The 22,272-nt window shown below is 65.7% G+C and carries 19 protein-coding genes; 7 read left to right on the top strand and 12 right to left on the bottom strand.

What is annotated here, in order from left to right; all coding sequences use genetic code 11:
* Window positions 1-11: 11 nt before the first annotated feature.
* Together ACZ5MJ_RS20455 and ACZ5MJ_RS20450 are read right to left on the bottom strand one after the other, a co-directional pair.
* Complete coding sequence (locus tag ACZ5MJ_RS20455; RefSeq protein WP_464225450.1) at window positions 12-1,487, bottom strand: sodium:solute symporter family protein; 1,476 nt, start codon at window positions 1,485-1,487, stop codon at window positions 12-14.
* Window positions 1,484-1,681, bottom strand: coding sequence for a DUF3311 domain-containing protein (locus ACZ5MJ_RS20450; RefSeq protein WP_464225449.1), 198 nt, complete (start codon window positions 1,679-1,681; stop codon window positions 1,484-1,486). Before ACZ5MJ_RS20450 ends, ACZ5MJ_RS20455 begins: the two co-directional genes overlap by 4 nt.
* A 187-nt stretch (window positions 1,682-1,868) precedes the next feature.
* Here ACZ5MJ_RS20450 and ACZ5MJ_RS20445 point away from each other — a divergent pair, with 187 nt between their 5' ends.
* On the top strand, window positions 1,869-2,627 hold the full coding sequence (locus ACZ5MJ_RS20445; protein WP_464225448.1) for a GntR family transcriptional regulator: 759 nt from the start codon (window positions 1,869-1,871) through the stop codon (window positions 2,625-2,627).
* 93 nt (window positions 2,628-2,720) lie between these two features.
* On the opposite strand, the gene ACZ5MJ_RS20440 is transcribed toward ACZ5MJ_RS20445, so the two are convergent.
* Window positions 2,721-3,344, bottom strand: a complete 624-nt coding sequence (locus ACZ5MJ_RS20440) for an FMN-binding negative transcriptional regulator (RefSeq protein WP_464225447.1) — start codon at window positions 3,342-3,344, stop codon at window positions 2,721-2,723.
* Window positions 3,345-3,427: 83 nt separating this feature from the next.
* On the opposite strand from ACZ5MJ_RS20440, the gene pdxR reads away from it, so the two are divergent.
* Window positions 3,428-4,909 (top strand): MocR-like pyridoxine biosynthesis transcription factor PdxR, encoded by a 1,482-nt coding sequence (pdxR, locus tag ACZ5MJ_RS20435; RefSeq protein WP_464225446.1) that lies wholly within the window; start codon window positions 3,428-3,430, stop codon window positions 4,907-4,909.
* Between the two features lie 91 nt (window positions 4,910-5,000).
* Here pdxR and ACZ5MJ_RS20430 read toward each other — a convergent pair whose 3' ends face one another.
* Complete coding sequence (locus tag ACZ5MJ_RS20430) at window positions 5,001-6,167, bottom strand: YncE family protein (RefSeq protein WP_464225445.1); 1,167 nt, start codon at window positions 6,165-6,167, stop codon at window positions 5,001-5,003.
* A 330-nt stretch (window positions 6,168-6,497) separates the two neighbouring features.
* Here ACZ5MJ_RS20430 and ACZ5MJ_RS20425 point away from each other — a divergent pair, with 330 nt between their 5' ends.
* Window positions 6,498-6,647, top strand: a complete 150-nt coding sequence (locus ACZ5MJ_RS20425) for a hypothetical protein (RefSeq protein WP_464225444.1) — start codon at window positions 6,498-6,500, stop codon at window positions 6,645-6,647.
* 48 nt (window positions 6,648-6,695) lie between these two features.
* On the opposite strand, the gene ACZ5MJ_RS20420 is transcribed toward ACZ5MJ_RS20425, so the two are convergent.
* The 3 genes from ACZ5MJ_RS20420 to ACZ5MJ_RS20410 form a co-directional block, all read right to left on the bottom strand.
* Entirely contained in the window at window positions 6,696-7,604 is a 909-nt protein-coding gene (locus tag ACZ5MJ_RS20420; protein WP_464225443.1) for a DMT family transporter, read from the bottom strand.
* Between the two features lie 89 nt (window positions 7,605-7,693).
* Entirely contained in the window at window positions 7,694-9,013 is a 1,320-nt protein-coding gene (locus ACZ5MJ_RS20415) for a type II toxin-antitoxin system HipA family toxin (RefSeq protein WP_464225442.1), read from the bottom strand.
* Entirely contained in the window at window positions 9,013-9,300 is a 288-nt protein-coding gene (locus ACZ5MJ_RS20410) for a helix-turn-helix domain-containing protein (protein WP_464225441.1), read from the bottom strand. The genes ACZ5MJ_RS20415 and ACZ5MJ_RS20410 overlap by 1 nt, the downstream gene beginning before the upstream one ends.
* 314 nt (window positions 9,301-9,614) lie before the next feature.
* Here ACZ5MJ_RS20410 and imuA point away from each other — a divergent pair, with 314 nt between their 5' ends.
* From imuA to ACZ5MJ_RS20395, 3 genes are read left to right on the top strand one after another with little or no spacing between them, the layout of a single operon-like run.
* Window positions 9,615-10,505 carry a translesion DNA synthesis-associated protein ImuA gene (imuA, locus tag ACZ5MJ_RS20405; RefSeq protein ID WP_464225440.1) on the top strand — a complete coding sequence of 297 codons (891 nt, stop codon included), beginning with the start codon at window positions 9,615-9,617 and terminating at the stop codon, window positions 10,503-10,505.
* Window positions 10,438-12,009 (top strand): Y-family DNA polymerase, encoded by a 1,572-nt coding sequence (locus ACZ5MJ_RS20400; RefSeq protein ID WP_464225439.1) that lies wholly within the window; start codon window positions 10,438-10,440, stop codon window positions 12,007-12,009. The genes imuA and ACZ5MJ_RS20400 overlap by 68 nt, the downstream gene beginning before the upstream one ends.
* Window positions 12,006-15,440, top strand: a complete 3,435-nt coding sequence (locus ACZ5MJ_RS20395) for an error-prone DNA polymerase (protein ID WP_464225438.1) — start codon at window positions 12,006-12,008, stop codon at window positions 15,438-15,440. The genes ACZ5MJ_RS20400 and ACZ5MJ_RS20395 overlap by 4 nt, the downstream gene beginning before the upstream one ends.
* A 103-nt stretch (window positions 15,441-15,543) precedes the next feature.
* Here ACZ5MJ_RS20395 and ACZ5MJ_RS20390 read toward each other — a convergent pair whose 3' ends face one another.
* Complete coding sequence (locus tag ACZ5MJ_RS20390) at window positions 15,544-15,693, bottom strand: DUF1484 family protein (protein ID WP_464226559.1); 150 nt, start codon at window positions 15,691-15,693, stop codon at window positions 15,544-15,546.
* Between the two features lie 178 nt (window positions 15,694-15,871).
* Window positions 15,872-16,795, bottom strand: a complete 924-nt coding sequence (argC, locus tag ACZ5MJ_RS20385; protein WP_464225437.1) for an N-acetyl-gamma-glutamyl-phosphate reductase — start codon at window positions 16,793-16,795, stop codon at window positions 15,872-15,874.
* A 136-nt stretch (window positions 16,796-16,931) separates the two neighbouring features.
* Between argC and ACZ5MJ_RS20380 the strand changes: the two genes are divergently transcribed.
* Window positions 16,932-17,816 carry a LysR family transcriptional regulator gene (locus ACZ5MJ_RS20380; RefSeq protein ID WP_464225436.1) on the top strand — a complete coding sequence of 295 codons (885 nt, stop codon included), beginning with the start codon at window positions 16,932-16,934 and terminating at the stop codon, window positions 17,814-17,816.
* A 103-nt stretch (window positions 17,817-17,919) separates the two neighbouring features.
* Here the strand turns inward: ACZ5MJ_RS20380 and ACZ5MJ_RS20375 are convergent, their stop codons facing one another.
* The 3 genes from ACZ5MJ_RS20375 to ftrA all read right to left on the bottom strand — a co-directional run bounded on the left by ACZ5MJ_RS20375 (window position 17,920) and on the right by ftrA (window position 22,261).
* Window positions 17,920-19,506, bottom strand: a complete 1,587-nt coding sequence (locus ACZ5MJ_RS20375; protein ID WP_464225435.1) for a hypothetical protein — start codon at window positions 19,504-19,506, stop codon at window positions 17,920-17,922.
* Window positions 19,507-19,765: 259 nt separating this feature from the next.
* Window positions 19,766-20,923: a hypothetical protein gene (locus ACZ5MJ_RS20370; protein ID WP_464225434.1), complete on the bottom strand. Its 1,158-nt coding sequence runs from the start codon at window positions 20,921-20,923 to the stop codon at window positions 19,766-19,768.
* A gap of 348 nt (window positions 20,924-21,271) precedes the next feature.
* Window positions 21,272-22,261, bottom strand: coding sequence for a transcriptional regulator FtrA (gene ftrA, locus ACZ5MJ_RS20365; RefSeq protein WP_464225433.1), 990 nt, complete (start codon window positions 22,259-22,261; stop codon window positions 21,272-21,274).
* Between the last annotated feature and the right edge of the window lie 11 nt (window positions 22,262-22,272).

Below are 22,272 nucleotides of genomic sequence, written 5' to 3'. Positions count from 1 at the left end.
TTCCCGTCATGTCAGGATGAAACGGCCTGCGCCGCCGGCATCATGGCCCGGTTTCGCGTGAGCGCACCGACGGTCACGAACACAGCCAGGTTGACCGCCAGCGCCACCAGCCCGGCGTTGAGCGAATGGACGGCGGGCCAGCCCGGCAGCCATGCCGCAAGGCCTTTGCCCGACAGCGTCAGATGGCCCAGCACCGAGCCCCCGGCAAGGATCCCTGCGAATGCCGCGTACTTGTTGCCGAACTGGCGCGGCAGCAGGCTGAAGAAGAACGACGGAAAGAGCTGCGTCAGCAGGCTGGAGGCAAACAGCGCCAGCGCCACGAAGGTCGCGCCGCCGCGCAGCACGAAGTACACCGCCGCCAGGGCGAACAGGGGCAGCACGCATTTGGCGATCAGCGTGATCTGCCGTTCCGTCGCACGGGGAGCAAAGCCCTGCTGGTAGACGTTCTTGGCGATCAGCGTGGACGCGCTCAGCAGGATGGTGGAACCCGGCACCAGCGCGGTCAGGATGCCGGCGCCGCCGATGACGCCGATAAACCACGGGTCGAAGGTCTGCTTGGCCAGCCTGAGCAGCGCCAGGTCGGAATCCGCGCCTTCCAGGCCGGGTACCTTCAGGATGGCGGCGAAGCCCACCAGGAACATGAAGGCGATCACAAGCTGGTAGATGGGCATCACCACCGCGTTCCGGCGTACCGCTTTCGCGCTCGAAGCCGAATACACCGAGATGAACACATGCGGGTACAGGAAATAGCCGAGCATGGTCAGCAGGATCGTCGAGTTGTACCAGGACAGGTTCAGGCCCTCTGCCGGCATCTGCAGGAAGCCGGGGTGCGCCGCCTCGATCGCCTGGAACATCTCGCCGTAGCCGCCGTAGTAGTGCAGGGGCAGGTAGATGCCCAGGAATACCGCCAGCGAGACGATCAGGATGTCCTTGAAGATCGCAATGCTGGCCGACCCATGGATGCCCGAGACCAGGATGTAGCAGACCATCGCCAGTGCGCCGCCCCAGACCGCCACCGGTTCGGAGATGGAGCCGTACGAGGCTTCGGACACGATGATTCCCAGTCCGCGCAACTGGATGATCAGCAGCGAGGCCATGCCCAGCACGGCCACCAGCGACACCAGCACGCCCAGCGCGCGGCTGTCGTACTTGCTGGCGAAGTAGTCGGAAAACGAGACCAGCTTGTGCGCCGTGGCATAGCGCCACACGCGCGGCAGGATCCAGTAACCCAGCAGGTAGGCCATGCACCCGTAGGCGAGGATGTAGAACACCGGCGGTCCCTTGCTGTAGGCCCATCCGCTTGCGCCAAGGAAGATCGTCGTGGAGAAGGATTCGCCGGCCATCAGCAGGAATACCAGGATGGTGCCGAAGCCGCGGCCCCCGACCGACCATTGCTCCAGGTTCATGGTCCGGCCGCCTTTCGCGCGGATGCCGACGAACAGGGCAAAGGCCAGGAAGAAGGCGATCACAAGAAGGGCGCTGCTCATGACTGCTCCTCGCAAGCGCTGCCGTCATGGCGGAACATCAGCGCCATGATCGCCGAGGTCAGTACGGCCCACAGACCGTTCCAGAACAACAGGAAAGGGATGCCCAGCACAAGGGAGTGAACGTGCCGGGCAATCAGGCCGCCACTGTAGATGGCGATCAGCGGCAATGCCGCCAGCCAATGGATGGGTTTCACGGTGTCTCCTCCGCGGTGTCGTTTTGGTTGACCAAGTGTAGGATATTTGGTCAACCATGATGGTTGGTGATTTCCCGGGGGAATGGGTGACCATGTCGCGCATCGCATACAATGATCAGCGCGCCGTTTTATTCTCTTCAGCGATGGCACATGCTGCTCACGTCGCTCGCCACATAGGGATCCTTCCATGCCTACATCGCTCATCCGTCACACCAGGCCCGTTGCCGCGGAGGACAGGGCCAGTGCCGATGCTCAGGCCGAGGCGGGGGTAGAGGACCGCGTCCATGCGGCGATCACGGCTGCGCTGCTGGCCGGCAAGCTGCGCCCCGGCATGCCGCTGCGCGAGCGCAGCCTGGCAGAGGCGTTCGATTGCACGCGCGGCGCGGTGCGCAAAGTGCTGGCGCGGCTGGGCGCGGAGGGCAAGCTCGACCTGGAGCCCAACCGCGGCGCCTTCGTGCCGCAGCCGTCGGTCGAGGCCATACGCGAGGTCTACAGCGCCCGGCGCGCGGTCGAAGTCGGCATCGTGGCCACGCTGTGCGGGCGTTTATCCGCCGAACAGCTTGCCCGGCTGACACAGCATGTTGAGGCCGAGGAAGCGGCATTCCACGCGCACCGCCGCGAGGAGTCCGTCCGTCTGGCGGGCGGCTTCCATGCGCTGCTGACCGAGATGGTTGGCAGTGCCGACCTGCTGGCATTCGTGCAGCGGCTGATCGCCAAGACCGAGCTTTACAAGGCGCTGTACGATCCGGAGGAATTCATCGAATGCGCGCCGACGGAGCACCGTGAACTGGTCGAGGCGCTCAAGACGCCATCCGTGCAGGCCACCATCGACATGATTACCACGCATCTGAACCACATCGAGAAGCGCGTGGTGGAGCAGGCAATCCGGGCAGAGGAAGTGCCGGATGTGAAGGCGATCTTCGCCGCGGGGCTGAAGCGGTCCTGAACCGATCCTGCGCGTTTTGATCTCCAGCCGCGCCGCGTTTTCCTGCTGGTAGCCCGTGCGTTGCGATGCACGGCCCTTGGAAGGGCCGCTGATTCAACCAGCGTTGCGCATGGACTGCGCAAGTTCGCCATACCCCCGCGCCTCCAGGGTGTCGGCGGCGCCGATGCGATCCCGCGGCTCCCTGTTCTGGCTGAGCTTGACCTTGCACACCAGCGACGTGATGGCGATCTCGATGCCGACGATATTGCGCAGCATGCTGTCGATGAACTCTGGCGGGGCGTCCCCGATCTTCCAGGGCTTCGGTTCGGCCGCCTCGTACCGCCGTGTCAGGCGTGCAACGAGTCGGCGAACGAAGCGCTCGTCGTCATGCACGGTGATCGCGCCGTGCGCGTGTACTACCTCGTAGTTCCAGGTCGGCACCTGGCGGTGCGTCTCATGCTTGCTCGGGTACCAGCTGGGCGAGATATAGGCCTCGGCGCCGCGAAAGACGACCATGACCGGTGTGCCCGTGGGGCAACGCTGCCAGAGCGGGTTGGCGCGCGCCACGTGGGCAGTGAGCACGCCGTGGGGTCCCACGTCGGCGTCGAACTCGAACGGGATGTGGTCGGCATCCAGTCCGGCGCTGCCTTGCGTGACCAGCATCCCCAGTGGGTGCTCGCGGATGATGCGGCCCAGTTCCTCGGGCCGGTTTTCAGCAAAGTGGGCAGGAATGTACATCGTGGGGAGTCGGAAGCGATGGCATGTTCGATACTCTCGCCCACAACTGGCACAATCGGAAGGTCCAGTTTTCAGGATTCTCTATGGGCCAGTTACGCCAGCCAGCCGGCAACCGTCCCGGCGCCACGGGGGCGGGGCGCCGCATCTATGACCTGCTGCGCGCCCAGATCGCCGACGGCACGCTGCCGCCGGGCGCGCGGGCGCCGTCCACGCGAGCCCTGGCATCCGAGTTGGGGGTGTCGCGTACCACCGTCACCGCGGCCTACGAGCAACTCGCGGCCGAGGGCTTCCTCGTCACGGCCGTGGGGCGGGTGGCCCGAATCGCCAGCCCGTTGGTGGCGCCGGCACCAGCCGGGGTCACCGCAGGCCGGCGCGCCAGGTCTGCCCCAGCCCTGTCCGAGTTCGGGCGCCGCGTGGCAGGGCTCGACATGCCTGCACCGCCGCAGGCTGAACCGGTGCGCTTCGACTTCCTGTATGGGGCGGTAGCTTCCCGGGACTTTCCAACCCTGGCCTGGCGGCGTGCCTACCAGGCCGAACTGCTGCATCAGCAAGACAGCCTGTCCTACGCCCCGCCCGAAGGCGAGGCATCGCTGCGACGCGCCCTCCAGGGCTATCTGCGACGTGCCCGGGGACTGGCCTGCGAGGCTGAGCAAATCCTGGTGGTGCATGGCTCGCAGCAGGCCATCGACCTGTGTGCGCGGCTGCTGCTGGATGCCGGCGATGCCTTTGCCTTCGAAGACCCTGGCTACCTGATGGCAAGGCGCTGCTTCGAAGCCACCGGCGCCAGATGCCTGGCAACGCCGGTGGACGGGCATGGCCTGGATACCGGCAGGCTGCCCCAGGACGATCGTGTCCGCCTGGTGTACGTGACGCCGTCGCACCAGTTCCCGCTGGGGGGCGTGCTGCCGATCGGCCGGCGCCTGGACCTGCTGCAATGGGCCCGGCGCCACGACGCCTGGATCATCGAGGACGACTACGACGGCGAGTTCCGCTACGGCCAGCGCCCGATCGACACGCTGCGCTCGATCGACACCGACGGCCGCGTGATCTACGTCGGCACCTTCTCCAAGGCGCTGTCCCCGCAACTGCGGCTCGGCTACCTGGTGCTGCCGCCTGAGCTGGTGCCAGTGTTCCGGCAGACCAAGCGGCTGGCCGACCGCCATGCGCCCGTGCTGGAGCAGCGCGCACTGGCGGCGCTGATCGAAAGCGGTGCCTACGAGCGCCATGTGCGCCGCACGCGCCGGGAAAACGAGCGGCGCCGGACGGCGTTGCTTGACGGCATTGCGCGCTACCTGCCAGGGGACGCCGAGGTCAGCGGTACGGCGGCGGGGCTGCATGTGGTGCTGTGGTTGCCGTCGCTGCGGCCCCGGGACGAGCCAGCGCTGGTGGCTGCAGCGCGCAGGAAGGGTGTGGGGGTCTATCCGGTATCGCCGTTGTTTGCGGGGGCTCAGGCGCATGGTCAGTCCCGACCGGCCGGGTTGGTGCTGGGATATGCGAGTTTGACGGTGGAGCAGATCCAGCGGGGGATGCGGATCCTGGGGGCTGCCGCTGAGGGCAGCCCCTGAGTGCGACACGCCCGCGCCAGGGGCAAGCCACAACGTGCTCGACGGTGCCAGCGCGAGCCGGGCGGCTACGCAAGCACCGTCTCCCATGCGCTCAGCCTACAGTGAACACCGAGATCCCGGCGTTAGGAAACGTCGCGTCTTTTCCCGGCTGGTATGGCACATAAACCTGACCCGACTTGCCGTCGACCGCAACCGAATGCGCGCCGGCGCCCACCGGCAGTTGCGTGATGATCGTCCGGCTGGCCGCGTCCACAACCGCCATTTGCGGAGTGAACCCCGAAGCCGCCGCGGTACCACTGGCCGTCCAGTGGCGTGCGGGCAGGAAATAGCGGTTCGACACGTTGTCGTAGGCAATCTGATCGACGCCGCCGAACGGAAGCTTCGAGAGCACCTTGCCGTTGGTGCGGTCGAGAATCAGGGTAATGAGTGGACTGCCCGGGCTCGGGTCGCATCCAACCATCACATCCTGGTTCGGTCCGAGCGCGAGGCCGCTGGGCGCACACGATCCCAGCGGAAACGCTTTCGTCACGGCCGGTTGCCCGGCGACAATCGAACTCGCCGGGATCACGTCAAGTTCGCCGTCCGGATTTGCCGTCGTTCCGTCGTTGTTGATGAGGAAGCTTTTCGTGCCTGGGTCGTAGGCGCATGACTCGAGGCCCGACGAGCCGGTGAATGTCAGGCGCCCGACGATGGTTTGCGTATCCGTGTTGATGAACGTCGTGTACGGCGGAGTCTCGGCTGGACTTGTAATGCCGACCAGGTGATCGTCGGAATCGAAACAGCCTCCGTCGACGCGCGTACCTGAGGTGTTGAGCGGGATCGTCTTGACAAGCAGTTGGGAGGAGGTGTCGATGATCTTGACCGAATTGACGTCTCCCACGTACAACGTGGTCGTGCCAGGCAAGCCTACCAGTCCGTTCGGCCCCGAGGTGTCCAGGCTTGCTCCGATGCCCAAAAAGCCCCCAGGGATTTGCTCGATCAGTTGATTCGTACTGGTGTCGACCACATCGATCGCCTTGTTGTTTCGGTCTGCCAGGAAATATTTACCATTATCGGCGTAGCTGACATCGAAGGTGAACGGAGGGGTTATTGCATTCGGCACCGCAATATTTGTCACCAGGTGCGGTTGAGCGAGATTGGTCTGAGCAGGGTTGTTCGCAGTGGGGTTGTCGTTCGACCCTCCGCACGCAGCAACCAAGCACGCGGCAATCGAGCATAGGGCGGCCAGCGCACCGCGGTGCGCGTTCTGACTTTTCATAACTGTCTCCTGGAACTACGCCGACTGCGGACAGGTTGGGAGGTTTCGATTTGCTTGCGCACGATATCCATCCGAACTGCCCGTCTCTATACGGCGACAATGGCAAACATCAAGTTCTATTCAGAATCTGTAATCATAAAAATCCCTAAAACATTGATTCATTAATGCTTCGATGTGCTGAATCGCGCCTGCTAGGCCAACGTGCCGGCAATCATCGGGCTGCCAACCATCTCATGCGGCCCATCGGCCTCTCGGGCCGAAGGCCGGCGAATATCGGCGGCTCTGATATACCATATGCCATACACAGTATTTCACAAGCAGTTTACGAGCATGCATGCACGAAAAGTACGATTTCCCCGTGAAGCGCCGCTCGATCCTCTATTTCATGTGGCCGAGGCGCCATGGCTGGAAGCGCACCTTCTCGCCGACGACGCAGAGGCGGAAGTGGCCTGGTTCGATGGGGATGGTGCGTATCGGTAGATCGCCAGGCCACGCCGGTTAGCGCCCTGGAGCGACTCAAGGCCCCCCTCAACGCCGCTGCGCCAGCCAGATCCCCGTCGCGATCGCTGCCAGCCCGACAGCGTGATACCAACGTGGCCAGTCTCCCAGCAGCACCGTGGACAGCAGCGCCGCGAACACCGGCGTCAGGGTGATGAAGAACACGGGCAATTGCGCGCCCGCGCGGGCGATGGCGCGGTCCCAGGCAAAGTAGGCGAGCAGCGACGGGATGGTCGCCACATAGAGCAGGATGGCCGCGACCTTGCCGCTCCATTGCAGCGGCTGGTCCAGCGTCATCAGCTCCCATGCCGTCACCGGCGCGCTCGCCAGCACGCCGGTGACGATCTGCGCGAACAGCAGCACGGGCAGGGGCAGGGCGGGGCGCTGCTTGCGCAGCAGCCAGGTGTAGGCGCTCCAGGAAATGGTGGCCGCGAGCATGAACAGGTCGCCGGGCACCAGGTCCAGCTGGGCGAGCCGGCTGAGTTCGCCGCGCACCAGGACGAAGGTCACGCCCACCATGCACAGCAGCGCGCCGGCGACGTGCCATGGCTTTACCCGCTCGCCGAAGCAAATGGCACCGATCACGATCAGAAACAGCGGCGTGGATGCGCCGATCAGGGTCACGTTGATCGGTGTCGAAGTGGTCAGCGCCAGGTACTGCAGGGCGTTATAGCTGGCAATCGACAGGATGCCCATGGCGGTGATCACGCCGGCGTGCCGGCGCAGTGCCGCGCGGTGCGCGATCACGCCGCGCCAGGCAAAGGGGGCCAGCAGCATGCCGGCCAGCACCCAGCGCACCCAGTTCAGGGTGACGGGCGGCACCGTGCCGGCGGCGAGGCGGCCCACGATGGCATTGCCGGCCCAGCTCAGCGGCGGGAAGGTAAGCAGGAACAGGGTCGTCCAGTCGATGCGTCCAGTGCTGTTGCTGCTTGCGGGCATGGGGTGGGGTGCGCTTGAGGAATGCGCATTATCGGCCATTGCGGCGATGGGCAATGAACTTGCGGCCCCCCTCTATCGGGGCAGGCCGGTCACCTGCCCGACCTGCCTGCCCTCGCAAGCGGCAGCGTCTCAAGGCGCCCGGTTACCGCGTCGCGAATTGCCCGCGGCGCATCCAGCTCATCCAGCATGCGCGGCCAGTTGGCATGCGCCAGGGCTACGGCTTCCTTGACGGCGGCGGTGGCGATCCGGCGCGGCACGCCGGCCTTCTCCGCGATCGACTCATACGTTGCCAGGGTCTCTTCGCGCTGCAACTTGTCGATGGCGACGTTCTGGCCGTACGTCGCGAAACCGGGCAGCGCGGCCACGCAGACGATGTCGTACGCCGGCGATAGTTCCGGCAAGACCCCGTTGTGGTAGATCACCGAGAAGTTCTTCAGGTGCGCGTCGCTGTTGCCGATCAGCGTGTTGACCGCCTGGCGCAGGAAGAACTGCCGGACATGCTCGACTCCGCTCGGGCTCAGCCGGTACAGGGTGGCAACGAGTTGCACGTAGCCTTCGATGCTGGCGTACTTCCTTGCCGGCATCCGGCCCAGCATCTGGCAGCCGTCTTCCGCATGCACACGCCCGGCCGGGGTGCGGTCGAAGCGGTCGACCGCAAGGTAGTGCAGGTTCGCTCCCAGGGATTCGGCGAGCCCCTCCACCTCGATGGTCGAAACCGGCAAGACCCGCGTCGCCGCAACATGCACGCCCGCAGCGGCCGCGAGCTGCATGGAAATCGATTCGTTGAATACCTGCGCGTCATCGTTCCTGGCAGGGAGCTTGGCGATGATGTCGGACAGCCTGCCTCGGGTTGGCAGGGTGTAGCGCTTGCCGTCCTGCACCGTCGACAGGGCCAGCTTGTTCTGCACGCCGGACACCGACGCGGCCCCTTGCGTGGCGCCCTCGACCACGGCGATCTCCAGGTTGTCGGCGCCGCCGGTCACGCCATAGGCCCGGGCATACGCGGGCAGGGCGCTGACGTCCGCCGGCCTGACGACAACGGCCCCCGGCAGGTCGTTGCCGGCCGATGCCAGGATGCCGAAGTCGTCCTTGTCTTCGGGATTGCTGCGCGTGACCTCCAGCCGCTTGCGCAGTTCGCCTTCGGGCAGCAGGCCGGCAAAGTAGGGCGGCAACTCATGGCCAGTGCTGTAGATCGCGGGATGGAAGGGGTTGTCCAGCACCTCGGCCGTGGCCTTGCGGCCGGCTTCAGTCGGGACGGTGATCGACAGGCTCAGCGTGGGCCGGTCCGTGTCGCCCCGGAATGCCTCGGCCGGCACGAACCGGACATTGCCGCCTGCCTCGCACAGGTAGCCGCACAGCCGGTCGCATAACCGGACCTCAAGGAAGCGGGGATGGAGTTCGTAGCTCATCAATCCTTGTCCAGGAAGATGTCGAGTGCGCCGCGGGCGCTGCGGTCGGGCCCGCTGCCTTTGCCTTCCAGGACTTGCCTGACTTCCTGTGCACGCTCGTTCGGTACCAGGACCCATTGCGCGTCCAGGGCTGCCGCCAGGGCTTCAAGGGTCGAGGCGCGGCTGTCCTTCTTTCCGAGCAGGATCGCCGACAGGTTCTGGGTGACCATGCCCAATACCCGTCCGATGTCGGTCAGGGTCTTGCCTCTGGCTTCACGCAACTGACGGCATTGGGAAACTAATGACATAGCATTATTTCATCGGTGTTTGCATGCTTTAGCATGATACATCGCCGCAGCGCTGGCGAGGCATTCTTCATTCAATAGTAGCTTTTTAGATAAAAAGTAATGCTATTAAATGATTTGTTCAGGCAAGCACTGCGCTGGGACGAAGCGGATGGGAATCCCGGAGCGGTTTGGCTGACCGCCGGTCCCGCTCTCCGGTGTCCCTCGAGCCACCCCTCTCCACAACCTCTTGCGCTGGCACCAGATACTGTATAAATATACAGTTATCGTAAACATCCTAGATCCTCGCTGTTCCCGGCGAGCGACGCCAATTTCACATGACTGCGCAATCGCACGCAGCCCCGCCCATGGCGGCGGAGGGTCTTCTTTTCCCTGCGCCGGCACCTGCCTCGCCTGCCCCGGCCTCGCGCCAGCAGGCGCTGTCGGCGCTCGAGCAGCGCTATCCCGGGCTGTGGCGGGCCGGCCAGCTGGGCCATGCCGGCAGCGCGGCGGTATGCCCGACCGGGTATGACGCGCTGTCGGCGGAGTTGCCCGGCGGCGGCTGGCCAGCGGGCGGGCTGACGGAGTTGCTGACGGCGCAGGGCGGTGCGGGCGAGTTGCGCCTGCTGCTGCCGGCGCTGCGGGCGCTGGCCGGGGCGGGGCGCCGCATTGCGCTGGTGGCGCCGCCTTACCTGCCCAATGCCATGGGGCTGGCCGCGGCCGGGCTGCCGGCGCGCCAGCTCTACTGGATGCGGCCCGCGGCCGGATCGGCCAAGGCCGCGCAGCAGGCCGACATGCTGTGGGCGGCCGAGCAGGTGCTGCGCAGCCAGGCCTTCGGCGGCGTGCTGGTGTGGCTGCCCGCGGCCCGCCCTGAGGCGCTGCGCCGCCTGCAGGTGCTGGCGCAGGCCGGCGACGCGGTGGTGTGGGCGCTGCGCCCGGCCACGGCGCTGCGCGAGTCGTCGCCGGCGGTGCTGCGGCTGCTGCTGGCGCCGCTGCCCGGCAATGTGCTGTCGATCGCCTTCCACAAGCGGCGCGGGCCGGTGCGGGACACGCCGCTGCTGCTGCGCCTGGACGGGATGGCGGCGGCCACGCGCGCGGCCGCCTGGCCTGTTCCGGCAGGCGCACCTGCTTTTTCTGAATCGTCTTCTCAGTCTTCTTCCGATGCCGTACTGGATCGCGGTGCACTTGCCGCGCCTGCCCCTGGACGCCCTGCAGCCCAACTGGCCTGAGCTGGCGCCCGCCGTGAGCCCGCCTGCCGCCACCGCCACGCTGCACCATGCGCTGCCGGTGGCGGTGATGGAGCGCGAGCAGGTGGTGCTGGCCAACGGCCCGGCGATGCAGCTCGGCGTGCGCTACGGCATGCGCCGCGGCGGCGTGCAGGCGCTGTCGGCCGACATCGTGCAACTGGAGCGCGACCTGGCCGCGGAAGCTTCGTTGATGGAGGCGGTGGCGCTGGCGCTGCTGCATTTCACGCCGGGCGTGACTGTCGACGAGGAACCGGAGTCGGCCACGGTGATGCTGGATGTCACTGCCAGCCTGCGCCTGTTTGGCGGCCACCGCGCGCTGTGCCGCGCGGTGCGTGCCTGCGTGCGCCAGCTTGGCACCTTTGCCCAGGTGGGTTCCGGCCCGACCGCGCACGGCGCCGCATGGCTGGCGCGCCAGCCGCTGCGGCGCACGCGGCGCGGCGTGGTGCGGCCGGGGCGGCGTGCGGTGGGCATGGCGCGCCTGCACCGGCTGCTGGACCGCCTGCCGGTGGAGGCGCTGCATACGCTGGCCGATCCGGCCTGGCTGGACGGCATCGGCTGCCGTACCCTGGGCGAGGTGCGGCGCCTGCCGCGCGCGGGCCTGACGCGCCGGCTGGGCCCGGCGCTGCTGGCCCGGCTGGACCAGGCCTATGGCGAGGCGCCGGCGCGCTTTGTCTGGTTTGTGGCGCCGCCCGCGTTTGCGCAGCGCATGGACCTGCCGGGCCGCATCGAATCCGCCGAGGGCGTGCTGGCCGGCGCGCAGCGCCTGCTGCTGGCGCTGGCGGGCTGGCTGGCGGTGCAGCAGGCCGGCGTCACGCGCTGCGTGCTGGTGCTGGAGCATGAGCGCTACCGGCGCGGCGTGGATACCGACGGCACCGAGGTGCCGGTGGGCCTGGCCCAGCCCAGCCGCGATCCCGCGCACCTGTCGCGGCTGCTGCGCGAGAAGCTCGACAAGCTCAACTTCCACGCCCCGGTCACCGGCCTGGCGCTGCGCGTGGAGGCGATGGCCGCGTGCGTGCCGCAAAGCGATGCGCTGTTCCCCGAGCCCGGCGGCACGCCGGAGGACCTGGGCCGCCTGCTCGATACGCTGATGGCGCGGCTGGGCCGCGACAACGTGCTGCAGCCGCGGCCGCTGCCCGACCACCGGCCCGAGCGCGCCAACCGCTGGTGCCCGGTCGACGAGCCCGGCGGCAACAAGGCCGCCAGCCTGCCGGGCCCGCAGCCGGAGCGCCCGTTGTGGCTGCTGCCGCAACCGCTGCCGCTGCCGGTGCAGCGCCACCGGCCCTGCCACGGCGGCCCGCTGGCGCTGCTGAGCCGGCCCGAGCGCATCGAGGCCGGCTGGTGGGACGGCGCGCTGGCCACGCGCGACTACTTTATCGCCGAGCGCGCCGACGGCCTGCGCTGCTGGATCTTCCGCGAACGTCCGGGCCATGGCGCGCAGGACGATGGCGGCGAGTACCGCTGGTTCCTGCATGGGTTGTTCGCATGAGCGCGCCGTCCCTGCCTGCTTCCTTGCCTGCTGCGTTGCCGGGTTTGCTGCCGGCGTTGCCGGATTACGTGGAGCTGCACTGCATCTCCAACTTCACCTTCCTGACCGGCGCCTCGCACCCGGGCGAGCTGATCGAGCGCGCCTTCCGCCTGGGCTACAGCGGGCTGGCGCTGACCGATGAATGCTCGGTGGCCGGCACCGCGCGCGCGCACGATGCCATCGAAACGCTGCGCAAGCGCCTGCACGATGCGGTGGCGCGTAGCGCGGCACGCGGAGAGGAGGGCGTGGATGAGCCGCTGCTGGACCATGACGAAGAGTCTGACGCCGGCGATGACGATCCCCACGCGCACGCCAGCCGCCACCAGCGGCTGCAGGCGCTGGCCCGCGCCGCCGACGCCTTCTCGCTGCTGATCGGCAGCCGCTTCAGCCTGACGCCGGCCGATGGGTCGGAGCGCGCGCCGCTGCGGCTGGTGCTGATCGCGCAGCACCGCGAGGGTTTCGGCAACCTGAGCGAGCTGATCACGCTGGGCCGCCGGCGCGCGCAGAAGGGCACGTACCGGCTGCATCCCGAAGATTTGTCCGCGCCCGCCGCTGACGAAGCGCACCTGCGCGGCATGCCTGGCTGCGTGGCGCTGCTGCTGCCCGACTATTGCGCCGATCCTGAACTGTTGCGCGAGCAGGCCGAGTGGTGCCGCGAAGTCTTCGGCGAGCGCGCCTGGATCGCGCTGGAACAGCTGCAGGGCCATGCCGATGCGCTGCACCGCGCGCGCCTGGAAGCGGTATCGGCACAGACCGGCGTGCCGCTGGCGGCGGCCGGCGCGGTCACCATGCACGTGCGCTCGCGCAAGCCGCTGTCCGATGTGCTGGCCGCGATCCGGCTGGGCCAGCCGCTGGCCGAATGCGGCATGGCACTGGCGCCCAATGCCGAGCAGCACCTGCGCATGCGCCAGGTGCTGTCGCGCCTGTACCCGCGCGAGGCGCTGGCGCAGACGCTGAAGATTGCCGGGTTGTGCGATTTCTCGCTGGGGATGCTGCGCTATGAATACCCCGAGGAACTGGTGCCGGCGGGCGAGACGCCGATCTCTTACCTGCGCAAGGAAGTTGAGCGCGGCAAGCGCGAGCGCTTCCCCAACGGTCTGAAGCCGGCGTGGGAGAAACAGCTGGAAGAAGAGCTGCAGCTGATCGAGGAAAAGCATTACGAGCCCTTCTTCCTTACGGTGCACGACATCGTGCGCTTTGCGCGCGGGGAGGGCATCCTGTGCCAGGGTCGCGGCTCGGCCGCCAATTCGCTGGTGTGCTTCTGCCTGTATGTGACCGAGGTCAGCCCCGAGCAGGCCAACCTGCTGTTCGGCCGCTTCCTGTCGCGCGAGCGCGATGAGCCGCCCGATATCGACGTGGACTTCGAGCACCAGCGGCGCGAAGAGGTGATCCAGTACATCTATGAGAAGTACGGCCGCCACCGCGCCGCGCTGGCGGCGTCGCTGATCACCTACCGCTCGCGCAGCGCGCTGCGCGACGTGGGCCGCGCGCTGGGCATCGACGCCAGCGTGGTGGAGCAGGTGGTCAAGGGCCAGGCGTGGTGGGACGGCGGCCACAGCTTTGTCGAGAAGATCGCCCGTTACGGGCTCGATCCAGATTCGCCGGCGGTGCAGCAGTGGGCCAGCCTGACCGCGCAGCTGCGCGGCTTTCCGCGCCACCTGTCGCAGCATGTGGGCGGTTTCGTGATCGCGCGGCACAAGCTGTCGCGGCTGGTCCCGATCGAGAACGCGGCCATGGCCGACCGCAGCGTGATCCAGTGGGACAAGGACGACCTGGAGTCGCTGGGCCTGCTCAAGGTCGACGTGCTGGCCCTGGGCATGCTGTCGGCGATCCGGCGCGCGCTGCAGATGATCCCCAACCCGGATCCGCAGCGCGCGGGGCTGCCGGCGCGCATGGAAGACATCCCCAAGGAAGACCCGGACACCTACGACATGATCTGCAAGGCCGAGACCATCGGCGTGTTCCAGATCGAATCGCGCGCGCAGCAATCGATGCTGCCGCGGCTGCAGCCGCGCAAGTACTACGACCTGGTGGTGGAGGTGGCCATCGTGCGGCCCGGGCCGATCCAGGGCGGCATGGTGCATCCCTACCTGAAGCGGCGCGAGGCCTTCCGCCGCACGCAGAAGCCACCGGTCTACTTCAACAAGGTGATCGAGAAAGTGCTGGGCCGCACGCTGGGCGTGCCCATCTTCCAGGAGCAGGTGATGCAGCTGGCCATCGACGCGGCGGATTTTTCACCGGGGCAGGCCGACCAGCTGCGCCGATCGATGGCGGCGTGGCGGCGGCGCGGCGATCTGCGCCAGCACCAGGACGCGCTGGTGCGCGCGCTGACCGGCAACGGCTACCCGGAATCCTTCGCGCTGGCGATCTGCAAGCAGATCGAGGGGTTTGGCGAGTATGGCTTCCCCGAGAGCCACGCGGCCAGCTTTGCCAAGCTGGTCTATATCAGCGCCTGGCTCAAGTGCCACCATCCGGCCGCCTTCCTGTGCGCGCTGCTGAACAGCCAGCCGATGGGGTTCTATTCGCCGTCGCAGCTGGTGCAGGATGCCCGCCGCAATGATGTGCAGGTACTGCCGGTGGATGTCACCGTCAGCCGCTGGGACAGCACGCTGGAGCCGCCGGAGCCAGTCGATGTCGCCGACACGCAGGCCCGCACGGAACCGCGCCGGCCGCCACATCCGCGCGTGCGGCTGGGCCTGGGCCGCGTCAAGGGCATGCGTGAACCCGCCGCACTGCGCATCGAAGCCGCGCGCGCCCAGCGTCCGTTCGACAGCGTCGAGGACCTGGCGCTGCGCGCCGGCCTGGACCGGCACGACATCGACGTGCTGGCCGCCGCCGACGCGCTGACGGCACTGGCCGGCAACCGCCGCCAGGCCCGCTGGCAGGCCCGCGCCGCCGCCGCGCATGCCGCGCACCGCGACCTGCTGTACGAAGCGCCCCCCGCCGAAGCCGCGCTGGCGCTGCCCGCGCCCAGGCTCGGCGAAGACGTGGCGGCGGACTACGCCAGCCTGGGCCTGTCGCTCAAGTCGCATCCGCTGGCGTTGCTGCGGCACAAGCTGGCGGCGATGCGCTTTGCCACCGCCAGCCAACTGGCCCGCAGCGCCAACGGCCGCCGCGTGCGCGCCTGCGGCATCGTCACCGTGCGCCAGCGCCCGGCCACGGCCAGCGGCACCATCTTTGCCACCATCGAGGACGAGACCGGCTCCATCAACCTGATCCTGTGGCCCGACCTGATCGAGCGCCAGCGCAAGGAGGTGCTGGGCGCCACGCTGCTGGGCGTGGTCGGCACCTGGCAGCGCCAGGGCGATGTGCGCCACCTGGTGGCCAAGGAACTGGTGAATTTAAGCCCGCTGCTGGGGCGGTTGATGGTGGGGAGCCGGGATTTTCATTGAGTGCACGGTTATCAATGGGGAAGATGCAAACGGCGCGAGTTGGCTCGCGCCGTTTGCTTTCAGCGCTGCTCATCCGTCGGGCGGGTAAGCAGGCTCTCCCTCGTCAGACCAGCGCCTGCAGACGATTGGCGCTTTCGTCCAGTTGTTGCTTGAGCGGCAAGAGCAGGGCGTGGAGGCCGATGCCTTGGGGGATGGTGTCGCTCTGCAGATCCAGCAAAGTCAGGAAGGACTGAAGGCCGGCACTGACACGCAGGATGTCATCAGTGGCTTCGAGAGTGTGGTCCTCCAGGGTGACGGCCGTTCAAGGTCGGGGCGGCGAGACCCGATCGAGTAGCGACCGGCGAAGGTCGCTTGCCGGGCCAGGAAGAGAAATTCGACGGCCACGAACAGATGAGGCAACCATCGTTGGCACATGGATGCGGCCCCAATTGCTACCCGAGCATCAGGTTCAGGTTCTGAATCGCGGCGCCGGATGCTCCCTTTCCAAGATTATCGAACACCGCGGACAGGAGGACGTGCCCGTGCTCCATGCTGGGAAATACGCTCAGGCGCATGTCGTTGGTACCGTTCAGCACTTGCGGATCCAGGTGCTTTAACACGCGCGATTCTTGCAGTGGCAAGACTTGTACGTGGTCCGCGTTGGCATAGTGGCGCGCGAGGCAGGCGTGTAACGTGGCGCCATTCACGCCGGGTGCCAGCAGCGGCAACGCCAGCGGCACCGTCAGCACGATGCCCTGGCGGAACGCTCCGTATGCGGGGACAAAAATGGGAGGCTGCGCGAGCCCGGCGTGCTGCTGGATCTCCGGCGTGTGCTTGTGCGCGAGTTCCAGGCCATAGACCTGGTATGAAGGCGCGTTAGCGGCTCCCGGTCCCTCATATTCCTCCACGCCGGCGCGTCCGCGTCCGGAGTAGCCGGATACCGCATGAATGCTGATGGGGTAATTGCCCGGTATGAGCCCAGCCTGCACCAACGGACGCAGCAGGCCAATCGCACCGGTCGGATAGCAGCCGGGGTTGGTGACCCGACGCGCGTTTGCAATTCTCTCAGCTTGCCCCGGCGCCATCTCCGGAAATCCGTAAGTCCAGTCCGGCTGTATACGGTGGGCGGAGCTTGCGTCGATGACTCGAACCGCAGGATTGACAATGGTGGCCACTGCCTCGCGCGCGGCGGCATCCGGCAAACAGAGGATGGCGATGTCGCAGGCGTTGATGGCTTCTGCGCGACGCCGCAAATCCTTGCGCTCCGCAGCGGCAAGCGTAATCAGTCTGATGTCGGTCCGGTTACGCAGCCGTTCGTGGATCAGCAACCCGGTGGTGCCTTGGTCGCCGTCGATGAAAACAACGGGAGAGCTCATACGTGAAATACTCCGCTGACTTTGGGTTGTAAGAAGTAGAACGAAGAACGAGCCCCTATGTTCCGTGGACCGCTACAATAGAGAAAGTTGAATTTCATAACGTGAACATTCAGTTTTCCTGAATCTGGACACAGACATGCGAGAGATCAGCCTGGACCGCTTGCGCACTCTGGTCGCCATTGCAGACCGCGGCTCGTTTGCCGAAGCGGCGCGTGCATTGCACCTGGCGCCGCCAACGGTCAGCCTCCATATCGCTGAACTTGAAGACCGCATTGGGGCTCCACTCCTGTCGCGCAAGCGCGGCCATGTCAGGCCGTCGGCGATAGGAGAGGTGCTGGTGGAGCGCGCGCGTCGACTGCTGGCCGATGCGGAGCAGGCGTTAGACGATATTCAACGCCAGGTGCAGGGGCTCGAAGGGCGCGTGCGGCTCGGTGCGTCGACTGGCGCGATCGCGCACCTGTTGCCGCAAGCGCTTGAGGTGCTGCGCCAGCACCATCCCGCTATCGACATTCAAGTTGCAGTGCTGACTTCACAGGAAACGTTGTCCCGACTGGCGGATGGGACGCTGGACGTTGGGCTGGTAGCACTGCCTCAGCCCCCGGTGGCTGGACTCGTGATCAAGCCCTGGAGGCGCGACCCCGTGATGGCCTTTGTGCCGGCGCATTGGCGGTGCCCGGCCCGCGTCACGCCTGAATGGCTCGCTGCCCAACCTCTCATTCTCAATGACGCGACCACGCGTCTTTCACGTCTGACTGCGGAGTGGTTCGCGACCGCGGGGTATCATCCTGCGCCTCGCATTCAGCTCAACTACAACGACGCGATCAAGAGCCTGGTAGCGGCAGGTTACGGCGCCGCGCTGTTGCCCCATGAGGCGACTGCGCCATTACCCGACAAGCGCATTGTCATGCGTCCGCTGCGCCCGGCGTTGTGGCGCCGGCTTGGCATTGCGCATCGTGCGGGGTACGTTGAGCGTTCCACGCAACACGTACTTGATATGTTGCGGGATCTGCGATTGGCGTAGGCGTTGCCATTTCCGGCTTCGGTTCGTTCTGGCCGGGACATCGGGTCCGCCAAGCTAACGGACTTTCGATGGCCAGTGACGCGCGTTGCAATTCGACGCGCATTCAGTGCGCCGCAAGATACGCCCTGGCTACCGCAGTCTCGGGACGTGCGCTGTCTGCATGCTTCGCGAGCACAAGGAGTCGCCGGTAATAGTCGGTCGCCATCTCGCGCTGCCCGGCAGCGTCCGCGGCACGCGCCGCGCCATACAGCCCGCGATAGCGATTCGGGTATTCCCGCAGCGCCGACTCGTACTCGTGCAAGGCTTCGACCGGCTTGCCTTCCTCTAACAGCATGTCGGCAAGCAACTCCCGCATCGGGCAAAGCCGGTTCTCCATCGCCACGTTCTTGATGCTGGCGTCCTCGCCGTCTGCGGCGGCTCGCATCAATTGCTCCGCCTGCGCGTGGTTGCCCTCGGCCAGCGCGATCCATGCCGAAACAGCGGTAATCTCTTCTTCGGTTCGTGCCACCCAGTACGACTCATTCTCGCTCTCAAGGTTTTGGCGCAGACTTTTCATTGCGTCGATCTCCTGCCTTGCGCTGGTCGGATCGCCGCCGCGCGCCATCCCGATGCCGCGCGCAAAGCGCGTGATCGAATCCGCGTACGCCCAGTTGTTCGAGGTGACGGGCAATGCGGCGGCGCCTTTCCAGTCTGCGCGCTCAAGTGCAAAGCGCGCCGGCATCGCTGCAACCGAGTTCTTGTTGCCCTTCAGGGTTGGCGGCTTCTGCAAGGCTTCAACCGCTCCCTGATCGATCAAGGCACGTGCCTTGACGTCCTGCGACAACTGTAGATGCGCATAGACCACGAAATCCAACGCGTGGTAGTAATCCGGCTGGACCTCAAGCGCGCTCAGGTTGGACGTGATCGATTGCTCCCATCGCCCGAGCATCGTGTAGATGTGCGACGGCATGTGCCGCGCGTGCGGCGCCGCGGGAGCAATGGTGGCGTACTTGCTGGCCGCGGCGAGACCCCTTTCCGCAAGAGGCGGATAGTCGTAGGCATGAATCAGGTAATGCGCGACGCCGGGATGCTGCGGGTTCTTCGCGAACAGCCTCTCCAGAATCTCGGCGGACTTGCGCTGGTTGGCATAGGTCCGGTCAGTCGGTGGGGCAGCAGCCTGCAGGGAGAGCGCGTAATAGATCCAGACTTCGTCGTCCTCCGGATAGCGCTGCGTCATCCGTTGCATGGCGTCCGCGTAGGCCGAAAGCCTGGCGCCGAGGGGTACCTTGTCGTAGTCACGGTAATACGCGCCGATCGCGTCGATCCAGTCACGCTCGCGTTGGGTCTTTGCCCCGACCGCACGCGCCTTGGCAAGGGCTTCCGACGCCTCCTGGGCATCGCGCTGCGGTGGCGGGCCTGCAAGGGAGTTGCCCAACAGATTTACGGCGATCCCCCAGTACGCGATCGCACAGCCCGGATCCTGCTCGATAACCGCAGCGAAGACCTTGCCCGCCTCGGTGAACCAGAACGAGTGCAGCAGCGCAACGCCACGCTCGAACAGTGGCTGGACTTTCGGGTCGCACGAGGTTGGGAAGCTGACTTTGCCGAGCTGGTCTGCGCTTGCCTGGTGCTCATGTTCGTCGGCGAGCACTGAAGCCGATCCCAAGATCAGCGCCGTGGCCACGACGCCGGCAATGTTCCGCGTGCGCATGAGGATCCTTACGATCGTCACGACAATAATGAATACTGTAGACGATTGATCAGAGCTGTCCCAGCGCTCGCACATCAGTGCCTTCTGAGTCTCGGTGTAGCAGATCCTGCGCCTCTGTTTCACTTGCAACACTTCCGCGGCTCACGCAGCGTCTGGTGTGTTGCATCGCAGGCTGAATCCACAGTCGTTCTGAGCCACCTCCGAGGGCCATGTCAACCCACCGAAAGGTTGACAGGCCCCCCCCGGAAGCGCGATCAGCTCATTGGATAATCGGATTGGCGTTGACATAGCACGCCGAATTATTGACCCCCAAGGCGCGCTGGATCAGGTATTGACCGCTGTAGTTGCCCTGGACAACGAGAGTGGTTGGCACCGGCAAAGTCACGTTGTAGTAGGAGCCGTTGGACAGCAGGGTCTGACCGGAGCCAAAGGTCCAGGCGCACATGTCACCGTTCTCACTGCCCTGGGCGTTGTACCAGGCGTTGAGCTCCGGGTCGGTGACGGTTTCGTCCAGCTCATGGGCGATCACAGATACCATGGCATCCACGCCCGGGTTGTTATTGGGCGAACTGGTGGTCTGGTAAGTACAGGAGCCGATCGACCTCGAAGGGTTGCCGATGAAGCCATACTTGATTGCCGCACTCCCGGAAGGGGTCGACATTGTCGTGTAGGTGTGCCAGCCGCAGTACTTGGTCAGGAATCCGGAGGATTCCCGGATATCAGACGAGGACAACACCAGATAGATTGCGTTTGCGTCGGGTGTGCCTCCGGAACACGAGGACTTCGCGGCAGCCTTCACCAGCGACTGTACGGTGGAATCCGATAAAGTCCTCCCGCCGTAGATTGAAGAGGCTGGCTGCGCGCACTCGAAGATCGTCGTAGACGCCACGCGGGTCACCCCACCCGCCGCCGACTGCGTGTACTGCCCGAATCCGCCGATGCCATTGGCGCCAGTGGTGAGGCCAGAGTAATCTGCATACAAGCCATAGCTGTTCTGCATGCCTGCGTCGTAGCCCAAGCCGTAGATCGCGTTCCGGATAATCTGCTGTCCTGTCGGGGTATCAGTCTTGTTGCTCTGATTCCAGTTGCCATACCAGATCAGAACCACCTTGCTGATGGAAGCCATTACCGGCCCGCCGTAGTACTGGATCGGATAGGCGTTGGCGTTCGTACCACCGGCAGGCGGCTGGTAGCCCATGGACCCCGACGGGTGAGCCTTGCCAAACGGATTAATGGTCGCCCCCATCGGTGGAGCCGTCCGGTGCACGATCTTTTGTGGAATCACGCCGTCCGCATCTGGCGCTGGCTCTTTGCCATCGCGGACGTTTTCGGTAGGCGTGGCGGCTGCGACGAGCGACAAGACACCGGATAACAGCCCCAGCAGGGCTTTGCGCCCGAATCGTGAATTGTAAATCATGTCCCCCTCCTGACTTGCAATTTCAATCTGGTCTATTGCCCTGTTTATTGCAGCCCGTTCCGTATCTTGTGCCTCATGGCACCAGCCAAAAGGTTTTAATGCCAAGACCCCAAGAATACAAAAAGGATTTGTGATTCATCATCCACGTGGCTTCCGCGATGACTAGCAGATAGCGACAAAGGAAGCCCCTTCAATATAGGAAACCGATGACAACAACATATCCTTCTTGTGGTGGAGAGCCCCCATTTTTCGGAAGCCCGGCCTACCGGCTCGGGGGCGGAGGCGACTTCCCTTATGCAAGGGTCGTGCTTCAACATACGCCGCCCGGCCGCGCGCCGTTTGACGGAATCAATGCGCCTCGGATGCACTGAATCGCCGCCTGTAGTATCCGGGACTTGTTCCAAGCCGGGTGCGGAAGTGATTGCGCAATGTGGCTGCAGCGCCGAAGCCCACTTGCATCGCAATGTCATCCATGGATAGGCCGGTCTCTTCGAGCAACACCCTGGCTCGGCTGATTCGCTCGATAAGCAGCCACTCGCCAGGCGGCATGGCCATCATGTTGACGAAATGGCGCTGGAAGGTGCGGGCGCTCATTGCGGCTTGCTTTGCCATCCTGGCAATCGGCCAGTCTTCTCCCAATGTTGCGCGCACCGAATCGAGCAGGGGGGCCAACGAAGCGCTGCTGCGCTTCGAGACCGGCTCGGCAACGTACTGGGCCTGACCGCCTTCACGGTGTGGGGGCATGACCAGCCGGCGAGCGACCTGATTCGCAGCGCGGGGGCCGAAGTCCCTGCGAATCAGGTGCAGGCACAGATCGATTCCCGCGGCACTTCCGGCCGACGTCAGAACGTCGCCAGCATCGACGTACAGGACGTCCGCCTCCACCCGCACTTGCGGATACCGCTCCGATAGCGCTGCCGCATGGCGCCAGTGCGTGGTCGCCCGCTTGCCGTCGAGCAGTCCGGCGGCGGCCAATACAAAGGCGCCGGTGCAGATCGACATGACTCTCGCTCCACGCTTGTTCGCCTTGCGCAAGGCGCCGCAAAGCTCCTGCGGCACAGCGGCTTCGATACCGCGCCATCCGGGGATGATGATCGTCTTCGCCTTCGACAAAAGCTCAAGGCCACCGTCCGCTTGTACCTGGATGCCACCCGCCCCGCGCAACGTCCCGGGATCGGCCGAACATGTCACAAAGCGATACCACGCGTCGCCCATCTCCGGTCGGGGCAGACCGAAGACTTCAACGGCGCAGCCGTATTCAAAAAGGCTCAGGCCGTCGTAGACGACGACTGCTACCAGCCCGCCATTGGCACCGGATTGCGATTTGTTCTTTGGCACGAAAGAGATCC

The organism is Cupriavidus sp. LA-1 (assembly GCF_055385985.1).
This window is presented reverse-complemented; position numbering and strand designations above follow the sequence as displayed.